This window comes from Flavonifractor sp. An9, assembly GCF_002161245.1.
GTDB classification, from domain to species: Bacteria; Bacillota; Clostridia; order Oscillospirales; family Oscillospiraceae; genus Flavonifractor; species Flavonifractor avicola.
Map to the genome: position 1 here is coordinate 245,988 of NZ_NFHC01000002.1, position 12,487 is coordinate 258,474.

8 protein-coding genes and 1 riboswitch are annotated in these 12,487 nt (G+C 54.9%); of the genes, 3 read left to right on the top strand and 5 right to left on the bottom strand.

The window, feature by feature from the left end; all coding sequences use genetic code 11:
* Positions 1–137: 137 nt before the first annotated feature.
* The 3 genes from B5G40_RS03035 to B5G40_RS03045 form a co-directional block, all read right to left on the bottom strand.
* Entirely contained in the window at positions 138–2,834 is a 2,697-nt protein-coding gene (locus tag B5G40_RS03035) for an S-layer homology domain-containing protein (RefSeq protein WP_242959152.1), read from the bottom strand.
* A 1,466-nt stretch (positions 2,835–4,300) separates the two neighbouring features.
* Positions 4,301–5,326, bottom strand: a complete 1,026-nt coding sequence (gene queA, locus B5G40_RS03040; protein ID WP_087398727.1) for a tRNA preQ1(34) S-adenosylmethionine ribosyltransferase-isomerase QueA — start codon at positions 5,324–5,326, stop codon at positions 4,301–4,303.
* Positions 5,323–7,008: a SpoIID/LytB domain-containing protein gene (locus B5G40_RS03045; protein WP_087398728.1), complete on the bottom strand. Its 1,686-nt coding sequence runs from the start codon at positions 7,006–7,008 to the stop codon at positions 5,323–5,325. The genes queA and B5G40_RS03045 overlap by 4 nt, the downstream gene beginning before the upstream one ends.
* A gap of 98 nt (positions 7,009–7,106) precedes the next feature.
* A riboswitch (Lysine riboswitch) is annotated at positions 7,107–7,279 on the top strand.
* 152 nt (positions 7,280–7,431) lie between these two features.
* Between B5G40_RS03045 and asd the strand changes: the two genes are divergently transcribed.
* Genes asd through dapB form a run of 3 tightly spaced genes read left to right on the top strand, consistent with a single transcriptional unit; the run spans position 7,432 to position 10,210 of the window.
* Positions 7,432–8,517, top strand: a complete 1,086-nt coding sequence (gene asd / locus B5G40_RS03050; RefSeq protein WP_087266434.1) for an aspartate-semialdehyde dehydrogenase — start codon at positions 7,432–7,434, stop codon at positions 8,515–8,517.
* Positions 8,518–8,525: 8 nt separating this feature from the next.
* Complete coding sequence (gene dapA / locus B5G40_RS03055; RefSeq protein WP_087188057.1) at positions 8,526–9,419, top strand: 4-hydroxy-tetrahydrodipicolinate synthase; 894 nt, start codon at positions 8,526–8,528, stop codon at positions 9,417–9,419.
* Between the two features lie 23 nt (positions 9,420–9,442).
* On the top strand, positions 9,443–10,210 hold the full coding sequence (dapB, locus tag B5G40_RS03060) for a 4-hydroxy-tetrahydrodipicolinate reductase (RefSeq protein WP_087398715.1): 768 nt from the start codon (positions 9,443–9,445) through the stop codon (positions 10,208–10,210).
* Positions 10,211–10,283: 73 nt separating this feature from the next.
* On the opposite strand, the gene B5G40_RS03065 is transcribed toward dapB, so the two are convergent.
* Complete coding sequence (locus tag B5G40_RS03065; RefSeq protein ID WP_021737547.1) at positions 10,284–12,047, bottom strand: recombinase family protein; 1,764 nt, start codon at positions 12,045–12,047, stop codon at positions 10,284–10,286.
* Positions 12,044–12,364 carry a recombinase family protein gene (locus B5G40_RS03070; RefSeq protein ID WP_087398716.1) on the bottom strand — a complete coding sequence of 107 codons (321 nt, stop codon included), beginning with the start codon at positions 12,362–12,364 and terminating at the stop codon, positions 12,044–12,046. Before B5G40_RS03070 ends, B5G40_RS03065 begins: the two co-directional genes overlap by 4 nt.
* Between the last annotated feature and the right edge of the window lie 123 nt (positions 12,365–12,487).

Consider the following 12,487-nt stretch of genomic DNA (forward strand, 5'->3'; position numbering starts at 1 on the left):
TACCGCCAAAATCGCAATATATACTTTGTAGTTTTGGCACACAATGTGGTACACAGACTAAAAGAACTCCCGCAGAGATTTATTCTCCGCGGGAGTTCTTTGACTACTATTCTGTTATCGCAATGGATTTAAGCTATTCAGCCAAGGTCAGCCCAGGTTTCACCGTCGGTGTCCTTGGTATAATCGTGGGTGTTGGTGGCCTCCATGATCTCATAGTAGCCCCACACATCCTTCGATACATCGGGGAACTGCCGAAGCTCGTCCGTATGACTGTCCACGAAGGCCTCGTCAGCGGAGCGGCCCAGCATCCGGTTGGTAATGGCCGTCACCTCGGAGCGGGCAATGTTGTTATAGGGCCGGAAGGTCCCGTCCGTATAGCCGTTGATCCAGCCGTACTGAATGGAGCCTACCACTTCCTCATAGAACCACTCATCCTCGCTTACATCGGAGAAGATATTCTCTCCCTCCAGCGCGCCGTTGGTAAACCGCATGGCGATGGCGGTAAACTCCGCACGGGTGATGGTACGCTCCGGGGCAAACTTGCCGTTTCCGATTCCCTCCACGATGCCCAGAGAGGCCAGCGTATACACTGCGTCACTGTACCAGGCATCCTCGGGCACGTCGGTAAAGGTGACGGTGACCGGCACATCCTGATCCTTCAGCAGATTGTAGAACATCTGGGCCACCTCGGCGCGGGTCATCTTGTCGGTGGGGCCAAAGTTACCGTTTCCATAGCCCTGCAAATAGGCTCTGTGCTCCTCGGTCTCCAGCCAGTCAGAAACACCGCTGTTATCCGGATCCGCGGAGTCCAGGCTCCACTTGGCATAAAGCGTTACGGAGGAACGGTTCACCTTGACGTCCTCCTCCACGCGATTGGTCAGGCCGCTGTCCAGGTACCATCCCTTGAAGATGTAGCCTTCCCGGACAGGCACCGGCAGCTCGTCGTAAGCCTTCACCCAGGAGCGGGACTTGGATTCCGACTGGATCTGCTGGCCGCCATTGGTGTTGTAGCGGAGGGTGTAGGTGTGGGAGTTAATGATCTCTTGCTCATATACAAGCACAAAGGGAGAGAAGGAACCAGTCTCAAACTGAATGTACTGCTTGTCGTTTACTGTTACAAGCTCGGCATCCAGCACATCCGGACCGTTCTTGCTAAGCTCATCGCCCAGATTATTATAATTACGATCCAGCGCATCAAAATGCACCACGTAGAAGTCTTTGCTGGTGTCGAAGTCGTCGGGAACCGGCCAGTAAATGCTGAGCTTCTCATTTTCACCCAGGCTCAGGTATGCGTTGCCGTTCTTGGTGTCCACCAGGTCCAGGTACTGCTGCTTGTAGACATAGTCTCCGGCAGGGATCTTCCCGGTCATGTTTTCCTGGATATATGCCTTCAGCACACCGTCATCCAGGACCTCATCCACCAACAGCTTTACGCCGTCGGTATCGGACAGCTCCACATTGCTGCCGTTGATGTAGTAGGTAACGCCGCCTTTCGGCAGTACGGCAGAAATATTGGAGGAGTTCAACCCGCTTTCCGCGGCGACAATATCTGTCGTAATATTCTCGCTCGTCAGGCCGCGGATCACTAGTTGGCCTTCTGTTCCTTCAACTTTACAGGTATATGTTTGGCCGTTGATCGTAATCTTTGCAGTGACCTTGTCAGCTGTTACTTCATCTGTGTAGATACTCATATCATACGCCTTGTACTGCTCATTGCTGTTGGGCGTAAACTGATCGCTGGTAATTATTTCATCTGTGATCTGATCGGTCAACTTCAGGCGAACAGGAATGTTCCCAGTCCCCTCGCCGGGCACAATGCGGTAGATGTAGCGAGCGGCCTCGACGCCTGCCACATCCGTACTATGGGCAGTTGTGCCGTATAGGCTAAGATTCCATTCTTTTTTGTCGCCGTTCCCACCGTCATAGGTCAGCACAAGCTTATCCGACAGATTTTCTGCATTGGCATAGCCACCCAACTCCTCGTTCATCCAATCGGGCAGGGTGATAAAATATCCTGGCTCCGGCATACCATTGGCAGTTGTTGTCGTTTGACCTTCGCCGTCCACCACACCGGTATAGCCCTCGCCGCCGGTGTAAATAGTGATGTCCGCGGGGGTGATGGTGATGGGGGTGATATCCTCCACATCTACATTCATAAGATAACTTCTGTCGGTTGCGTTGTCACCGGCAATGAAGTTATGCCCAGATTTATAAAACCGCTTGGCCGTCCCGTTGTTTTCAACATAGTAGCCGAAGATCTCTACCAGATAGTAATCTCCGTCCGCCCGGATATCAGAGGTATTGCGGATCGGGATCTCGTTGTTATCTGTAAATACTCTGTTGTAATTGCTGGAGTTTGTCGCCGTGGAGAAGAGCTTAGGTTCGGTTTCACTCCGGGGACCGTTCACACTGCCGTCCTTCTCATCCCACCAGCAGTATTCGAAATAGACATAGGTACCGCTTTCTTTGGCTTCCTCAGTTGCCAGGGAATGGGTAACCTGTACGCCGACAGTGCCTGGGTTCTCCTGGTCCACAGTGACGGTAAGGTCCGGCACACCAGAGCCGGCGTCCTCAACCACACTGCCATTTACCATGTATTCCACGGTGGGCTTAGAAAGCACAGTGCTTCCCGTGACCGTGACGTTCAGATCATCTTTAATGGTACCTACCACATTAGAGGTCGATGTTAATAGCTTGCTGCTGCCTTCGATCTGCCAACCGTTGTCATATCCTGGTATAGCAGCAGAACCGGCATCCGGCAATACATATCCGGCGGTTTTATTCCATCGCCCGCTAGCCACATCCAGCTCATATGCGATAGAGACATTAAACAACTTTTGGGCAGTGCGTATCTCAATTCCGTCTGCGTCAATAAAATGCAATGTAACCGGAAAAGCTTCCTTGGCATAGTTAAAACCGCTGGAAAAACTGCTGTCATGAGTGGCTGCCTCAGCATTCTTATATATTAGCAGTCCGTTATTTCCATATTTAAAAGCATTTGGAGCATAGCCCGTAAAGCTACCATCCTTTACCTCGCGCTCCAATGTAAGCTGGGAAAAAGCAGAGGAATAGAAAGCCTCACTTCCTACAATATCAACGGAGGCAGGAATGCTTCCTACAATGGATGCTGAAGAGGTGAATGCACTTTTAAACGTATGCTTCCCGATTACCGTTAGCCCGGAGGGCAGCTCAAAATCGGCAGTCTCACTGCCGCCCGCGGTACGTACAAACTCCAGGCCTGTACAACCGTTGAACACAGAACCAGAACTGCCGTTACTCGTGCCCAGTACTTCGAGGGTCTGGGGCAGGATCACACCGGTCAGGCCAGTGCAGCCGCTGAAGGCGCTCTTCCCAATTGTGGTGATCTTAGTATGAGATAAATCCAACACGCCATTCAACGCGGTAGCAGACATAAATGCCTGATTATTAATTTTTTTCAGGTTATTTGCCGTAGAAAAGTCCACCTGCAAGTTGTATCCGGTTTGAAGACAGAAACCTCCATAACCATCGCCAAGTTCAGTGATGGAGTCGGATACCTCTAATTTCAGATAAAGAGTACTCCCATCTTGGGGTTTGTTGGTATTCAGCCACTCTTGTGAAATTCCTTTCAAAACAGTTCCCGAAATAGTGAGCGCTTCCTCCGGCACCACCATGGGATCATCCGCTGTAAGGCCTGTTCCGCCTCCCTCAGGCGCGGCCAGCACTGCCGTGGGCAGCAACCCCACAATCAGGCAAAGAGCCAAACATATTGCCAGCAATCGTTTCTTCATTTCGTTAATTCCTCCTTCTGAGTTTTATAAAAGGCTATTTCCGGCACAAATTACAGTCAATTTCTTGATCCAATGTGCCGGCAATAGGAATTCATCACTCTTACCGCATTGCACCTCCTGTCACAAAACATATACCTTGCCTATCATATGTGTAATATTGTACCCTAAAAAGGTGCGAAAAGGCAAGATAAAACTGCTTTCCTTCCAAAGATTGCTGTGACAGAGTCCGCAAAAAGCAGCAAAAAACAAACAATTCGACCATTTTCACATTCCAAAATCACAGTTCCGCATAAATTCCATATTTTTATAGTCATAACTTAATCTATATTTTATGGTAAATAATTATTTTTGTGATATCACTCAACCGGTGGTGCTGGACACCGGCTCCGCCGATAACGTCGCGGCTCGTTTGGATGACCGGGAACTCTTGCCCTCTCCCCTACCGATCCCCGTCTGGCAGGCAACGTGGAGGTACTGAGCAGGATGTAAAAAAGGCCTGCCGTTTTACTACGGCAGGCCTTTTGGTTGTTTCAGCAGATAAACATGGCGTCTCCGAAGGAGAAGAAGCGGTATTTCTGCTCCACCGCCTCCTTGTAGGCGGCCAGGATGTGCTCCCGGCCCGCCAGGGCGGACACCAGCATGATGAGGGTGGATTCCGGCAGATGGAAGTTGGTGATGAGGCAGTCCAGCACCTTGAATTTGTAGCCCGGATAGATGAAGATATTGGTCCATCCGGCGCTCTCCTTCAGGGTTCCGTCCTCTGCCGCCCAGCTCTCAATGGTGCGGCAGGAAGTGGTGCCCACGCAGATCACCCGGCCTCCCTCGGCCTTGGTGCGGTTGATGGTCTCGGCGGTCTCGGCGGAGATCATGCAGTACTCCGAGTGCATCTCGTGGTCCAGGATATCCTCCTCCTTCACCGGGCGGAAGGTGCCCAGGCCCACATGGAGGGTCACATAGGCCAGACGCACCCCCATGTCCTCCACCTGCTTGAGCAGTTCCTTGGTGAAGTGGAGACCGGCGGTGGGGGCGGCGGCGGAGCCCACCTCCCGTGAGTAGACGGTCTGATACCGCTCCGGGTCGTTAAGCTCGGCCTTAATGTAAGGAGGCAGAGGCATCTTGCCCAGCTGCTCCAGCTTTTCCAGGAAAATGCCCTCATAGTCGAAGCGGACCAGCCGGTTGCCGCCCTCCAGCACCTCGGTGACCTCGGCGGTGAGCTGGCCCTCGCCGAAGGACACCTTCGTACCCGGACGCATCTTACGGCCGGGCCGCACCAGGCACTCCCAGGTCTTATTGCCCCGGTCGATGAGCAGCAGCACCTCCACCGCTCCCCCACCGGGCTCCCGGTGGCCGATGAGCCGGGCGGGCAGCACCCTGGAGTCGTTGAGCACCAGGCAGTCTCCCGGTCTCAGCAGGGTAGGCAGATCGAAAAAGTGCATATGCTTCGTTTCGCCGGTGTGCTTGTCCAGCACCAGCAGCCGGGAGGAGTCCCGCTTTTCCAGAGGAGTCTGAGCGATCAGCTCCTCCGGCAGGTAAAAGTCAAAATCAGACGTCTTTATGGCTTGCGCACCTCTATTCCAGTATAGTAGAAGGTCAGGATATCCTGATAAGTATAGCCCTGCTGGGCCATGGCATAAGCGCCCCACTGGCTCATGCCCACGTTGTGGCCCCAGCCGGAGCCGGTGATGGTGAACACAGCAGAGCTGTCCCCGCCGCTGCCGCCGGAGGGCGCGGCCTGGGTCACCTGGCCGCTGCCGTCAATGATGTACACGTCGCCGCTCAGCTTGGAGGTGGAACCGCTGCCGTCGATGGCATAGGCCCCGTCCAGGCTGCCGAGGGTACCATTTCCGTTCACCGTGTAGCTCCCTCCCCCGCCGGACGAGCCGCTGCCGGCGGAGCTGGACACGGTGTAATGGATGGACCGCAGCCCCAGGAAGGTGCGGCAGTCGTCCCGGATCTTGCTCCAACTCTTGCCGGAGGAGTCGGTGAAGGTGATCTCAATGGCATTGCCGGTGGGGCTGGTCTTGGTGACCTTGAAGTCCACGATGCCCGAGTTGGTATAGCCCTTGGAATTGAGCAGGTCGGTGAGCTCCTGGGCGGTGTAGGTCACCGTCCAGTTGTAGTTGGGGACCTTGCTGGCCACCGACGCTTCATAGGGGTCGTACTTGCCGATGAGGTAGGCCACGTTGCTCCCCCACACATTGACGGCGCTCTCGGTGGCGCCGCCGTCGTGAGAGGAGTATACCGCCTCAATGAGGGAGCCGTTGTACCAGGCGTATTCGCCATAAGTCTCCTCCACCGCCTTGCTGCTGTTGGCCGTCACCTCGTCCATACCGTAGTACACCTGACAGCAGGTGGAGTTGCAGATGTCGAAGCCCTGGCTCTTGTGCTTGCTGGCGGTGTAGTTGCGGTAAGCGTAGGTACGGGCACTCACCGCCTGGGCTTTCAGTGCCTCTGTGGGCCAGGAGGAGCTCATCTCCCGGACAATGACTCCCTGTACATAGTCCTCCAAGCCGATGACGTTGCTCACCGTCAGGTTGCCGCCGCTCACCCGCTGATACTGGAAGCCGCCGTAATAGGTACAGCCCCGGAAGATGGTCTCGGTCTTGACGCTGTCGTCCAGGCCGGGCTTGATGCCCAGGCACTTGGAGGCGCTGTCAAACTGAAAGAGGATCTGGCTGGCGCCCGTCTTGACCACCGATACCCCGGCGCTGGAGGTGCCCACCACCTCGGCGTCCCCAAGGCCAAGGCTGGTCTGGGCGGCCTGGGCAGATTCCTTGTCCAGGTAGGCCCCCACTCTTGCCTGCCACGTCCCGTCGATCCAGGCCACGAAGCCGCCGGAATAGGCGGAGGCCGCAGCGGCAGCCTCGTCGTAGGAGCTGTAGCTGCCGGGCAGCTTCAAATGCCAGCAGCCCACGGCGATATTGGAGGTAATGGTGTCGTAATAGCCGCTCCATGTCCCCACCTTGCCGTAGTAGACATTCTGGGTTTTGACCACCGAGATGGCGGTCTCACTGGTGGCGGCCAGCTGCTGAAACACCCGGTTGTCGTCATAATAGCCCAGCCGGTACCCGCTGCCCACATCGTTGAGCAGGTTGGCGCCAGGCAGGGCGTTGGAGCCGTAAAAGATACCCACTTTAATGGTGGGATCCACCGCCACCGAGGCGGCGGAGGCCGGCGCCTGGCTCAGTGGAAGGGCAATGGCCAGGGCCAGGGCTGCAATCTGCACAATTTTTTTCATCTTTCCCGTTTTCATTTGGCGGAAATCCCATCTCGCTTTCGTTGACACTTTGCCAGAACTTGTGGTACAATTTTGCAAACTAAATAGCGAAATTACATTTGCAGGATAGAGGCGCGGCTCTTCAAGAGTAGCGTGGTGAGGGTACCGGGCCCGGTGAACCGCGTGAAAGGGGAGGCCGCCGAAGGGACGCTCCCGGTGGTGCGTTTGCCTGGTCGCCCGGATAAGATCCGTTCGACTGTCGCCGCACACGCGGCGGAGTGCTGTCTGCTTTTGTCTGGTATGGTCGGGGACGCACTGTCCCTGTCATTATAGTACAAAATCAGCAGTTCTGTAAACTGCTGATTTTCTTTTTCTTTTCGCTATGAGTTTCCGGTCTGAGACAGGCCGGTGTTGGAATAAACTTTGAGCAACGGAGGTATGGTCATGGAAAAATACAAAGTAGGCGTCATCGGCGGCACCGGTATGGTGGGCCAGCGTTTTGTTTCCCTGCTGGAGAATCACCCCTGGTTCCAGCTCACTGTCATTGCGGCCAGCAGCCGCTCCGCCGGCAAGACCTATGAGGAAGCCATCGGCTCCCGCTGGGCTCTGGAGAATCCCATGCCCGAAGAGGCCAAAAAGATGGTGGTCATGAACGCCCAGGCCGATATCGAGGCCATTGCCTCCCAGGTGGATTTTGTCTTTTCCGCCGTGGATATGAAGAAGGAAGAGATTCAGGCTCTGGAGGAGGCTTACGCCAAGCACGAGTGCCCCGTGGTCTCCAACAACTCCGCTCACCGCTGGACGCCCGACGTGCCCATGGTGGTGCCGGAGATCAATCCCGAGCATATCAAAGTCATCGAGGCCCAGCGAAAGCGACTGGGGGTGGAGCGCGGGTTCATTGCCGTTAAGTCCAACTGCTCCCTCCAGAGCTATGTTCCCGCCCTGCACCCCCTGCGCGGCTTCGGCCTGAACCAGGTGCTGGTCTGCACCTATCAGGCTATTTCCGGCGCGGGCAAAACCTTCGACACCTGGCCTGAGATGGTGGACAATGTGATCCCCTACATCGGCGGCGAGGAGGAGAAGAGCGAGCAGGAGCCCCTGAAGCTGTGGGGCAAGGTGGAGAACGGGGTCATCGTCAACGCCCAGTCCCCCGCCATCACCGCCCAGTGTCTGCGGGTGCCCGCGTCCAACGGCCATATGGCCGCTGTGTTCGCACGCTTTGAGAACAAACCCTCTATGGAGGAGATCAAAGAGATCTGGGCAAATTACAAGGGCCGTGCCCAGGAGCTGGCCCTGCCCTCCGCTCCCAAGCAGTTCCTGCACTACTTTGAGGAGCCTGACCGTCCTCAGACCCGGCTGGACCGGATGACCGAGGGCGGCATGGCGGTCTGCATTGGCCGTCTGCGTCCCGACACGCAGTACGACTATAAGTTCGTCTGCCTGTCCCACAATACCCTTCGCGGCGCCGCGGGCGGCGCAGTCCTTCTTGCCGAACTTCTGTGCGCGGAGGGTTACATTTCAAGGAGGTAACCCTAATTATGAGAGAGCCTGTTTTTACCGGAGCCTGTTCCGCCATCATCACCCCTTTTGACCACAGCGGTGCCATCAACTACGATCAGTTCGGAAAAATCATCGACGAGCAGATCGAGCGGGGCCTGGACGCCATCTGCGTCTGCGGCACCACCGGAGAGTGTTCCACCCTGACCATCCGGGAGCACATTGCCGCCGTGGAATACTGTGTCAAGCGGGTGAACGGCCGGGTCAAGGTCATTGCCGGCGCGGGCAGCAACGATACTTCCGCCGCCGTCTACCTGTCCCAGCACGCTCAGGACTCCGGTGCCGACGCCCTGCTGCACGTCACCCCCTACTACAACAAGGCGTCCCAGACCGGCCTCATCAAGCACTACGAATACATTGCCGACCGGGTGGATCTGCCCATTATCCTCTATAATGTGCCCTCCCGCACCGGCGTTTCCTTCACCGCCGAGACCTACAAGGTGCTCTCCCAGCACCCCAACATCAACGGCGTCAAGGAGGCCAGCGGCAACTTCTCTCTGCTGGCCCACACCCTGGCCATCTGCGGCGACGACTTCTATGTCTGGTCGGGCAACGACGACCAGGTGGTCCCCATGATGAGCCTGGGCGCCAAGGGCGTCATCTCGGTGGTAGCCAACATCGCCCCCGAGGTCATGATCCAGATGACCCACCTGTGCCTGGAGGGCAAGTTTGACCAGGCCGCCGCCCTTCAGCTGGGCTACATGGACTTCATTGACGCCCTCTTCCTGGAGGTCAACCCCATTCCCATCAAGGCTGCCATGAATCTGGCGGGCTACGACATCGGCTCCCTCCGCCTGCCTCTGTGCGATATGAGCGACGGACCGCTGGAAACCCTCCGTCAGTCTATGGTCAAGGTGGGACTGCTCTCCGCCTGAGCCACCGGGAAAGGATGTTGGAAATGCTTCGTTTGATCCTCTCCGGCTGCAACGGCCGGATGGGCCGGGCGGTGGAGCATCTGTGCGCCGCCCAGCCCGACCTGGAAATCGCCGCCGGATTTGACCTGCTGGGGACTGGTGACCGGGACTTCCCCGTGTTCTCCTCCCCCGCTGAGTTCCAGGGGCAGGCTGACGCTCTCATCGACTTCTCCTCCCCTGCTGCCCTGCCCGCTCTGCTGGACTTCTGTTTGCAGCGGAACATCCCGGCAGTGCTGGCTACCACCGGCTACTCGGAGGAGCAGCTGGCCGCCATCGACCAGGCGGCGCGGGTCATCCCCGTGTTCCGCTCCGCCAATATGTCCCTGGGAGTCAATGTGCTGCTGGCCCTGGTACGCCAGGCAACCGCGGCTCTGGGGACGGACTACGATATTGAGATCGTGGAAAAACACCATAATAAAAAGGTGGACGCCCCCAGCGGCACCGCCCTCATGCTGGCCGACGCGGCGGCATCCGCTCTTCCCTACCAGCCCGACTATGTGTGTAACCGCCACAGCGTCCGCAAGGCCAGAGACAAGGAGGAGATCGGCATCTGCTCTGTTCGCGGCGGCGGCATCGTGGGAGATCACGACGTGATCTTTGCCGGTGAGAATGAGGTCATCACCCTGAGCCACTCCGCCATGAGCCGGGAGGTCTTTGCCTCCGGCGCCATCCGGGCGGCCCGATTTCTTGCCGGTGTGGAGACCCCTGGTCTCTACTCCATGACCGATCTGGTCCAGGCCACCCTTTCCTAACAGCAAAAAAGGACCGCCCAATGGGGCGGTGAATTAAGAAAACATTGAAGCAAGGGACGGTATAGCCAAACGGCTATGCCGTTCTTTGCTGTTTTTGAGTTGTATTTTGGGCTTTTTCTTTTGCCCGGTCAAAATCAAATGCACCGATGAAGTTATAGACAATCGTGATTTCCCTTGTCTTGGATTTCTTGTCGGTATGGGAAACTTCAATATGGTCTATAAACTCCCGCAAAATGGAAGCATCAAGTTCCTGCATATCGGTGTACTTCTTTACGACGCTGATAAACGCCTTAACGTTGGTTTTTTGCTTTTCCTGCTGCTTGATTTCTTCCCGCAACACTTCTGCCATTGATTTTAAGTTTTCCTGCTCCAACTCATAATCACGGGACATTTTGATAAACCGTTCATCTGATAATTTCCCGGTTACATTATCCTCGTATAAATGCTTGAACAGGTTATCCAATTCGGCAATCCGGCTTTCGGCTCTGGAAAGTGTTTCGCGCTTGCGGGAAAACTCCGCGTCGCGCTCACGCAAACGGCTGTCCGCTGCTTCTTGGATAAACTCGGCTTCGTACTGCGTTACATACTCGATTGCTTCCCGCAAGTTCCGCAAAACAATTTCATGCAGGACAACATTTTTTATGGAATGGGTCGTACACAAATCTTTGCCTTTCCGATAGGTTGAACAGATAAAATACTTCTGTTCCTCGGTAAAGTTCGTTGCTCGGCATTGATACATCTTGCCGCCACACTCTGCACAATAAAGCAGCCCGGAGAAAATACCCATATCGCCCATTTTGGTAGGGCGGCGGCGTGATCGGCGTATGTTCTGCACAATGAGGAATACGCTTTCTTCCACAATCGGCGGCTGTGTGTTTTCAAAGATTACCCATTCCGACGGGTCGTTCCACAACTTCTTCTTGCTCTTATAGGATTGCTTGCGGGTCTTGAAGTTCACCGTATGCCCTAAATACTCTATGCGTTCTAAAGTGCGGGAAACCGTTTCATTTGTCCATTTATATGGGTTAGCCGTCGGCTTGTTGGTAACAGGCCGCCCCTTTGCTTGGGAGTAAGCTGTCGGATTATAGATTTCGTGCTTTTCTAACCATTTTGCAATCTGCGTCGGACCCATGCCGGAAACGCACAACGCGAAAATCTGCTGCACAACGGCTGCGGCTTCCTCGTCTATAATCCACTTCTTTTTGTTGTCCGGGTCTTTCATGTAGCCGTAAGGCGGGATTGTGGTAAGATGTTCGCCGGATTTCCCCTTTGATTGCCAAGTAGCGCGTATCTTCTTTGAAGTGTCGCGGGCGTACATCTCATTGAACACATTACGGATTGCGGTAAACTCATTTTCGCCCCGCGTACTGTCCACTCCGTCGTTGACAGCGATAAAATGCACGCCAAAATCGGGAAACAGCATATCGGTGTAAAAACCGACTTGCAAATAATCGCGTCCAAAACGGGACATATCCTTGACGATAACGCGCTTGATTTTCCCCGCCTTAATATCGGCTAACATACGCTGAAAGCCGGGGCGGTTGAAGTTTGTACCGGAATATCCGTCGTCCTCGTCATAGTGCCGATAGGCAGTAATCCCATGCTCCCGGCAGTATCGTTCCAAAATCTTCTTTTGGTTTGCAATACTGTTGCTCTCACCCTCCAACTTGTCCTCTTGCGAAAGCCTTTCATATAAAGCCGTTATACCCTCGTCCTGCGTGTCTTGCTGCTGATCGCGCACATAGAATTGCAAGACATTGTTTGAAATGGCTTCGCGGACTTCCGCGCTTAACACTTTGGGGGCTGCAATTTGCTGAAAGGAAAAAGTGTTATTCATCTGCGCTCACCACCTTTCGCGGCAAGTGCAGCATATAGCTGTCGGCTGCAATCCAGCGCGGCATGGTCGCCGTTGATCGCTTCAATAGAAACACCCAAACCAGCGGCGCAATCTGCAAAAGCGATTACGTCTAAACAGTTACGGGAAATGCGGTCAAGGCTTGCCACAATAATTTTTTCTAACCGCCCATTTCTCATATCCTGTTGCATAAGGGAAAATGCGGGGCGGTCAAAGTTCAATCCGTTATAGCCATTATCCGCATATAGAGCAAAGGCGGCAATCCCGTTTTGACTTGCGTGGTAAAGAAGTCTTTGCATTTGATTGTCAACGCCTCATGAAATGCCATCACAGCTGAGAATGAAAATATAGTCTGTGCGTTAACCGAAGGATTTGCTAAACTGAATACAGCAGGCGTAGTCCGGTTGCACCTTGGTGGATTT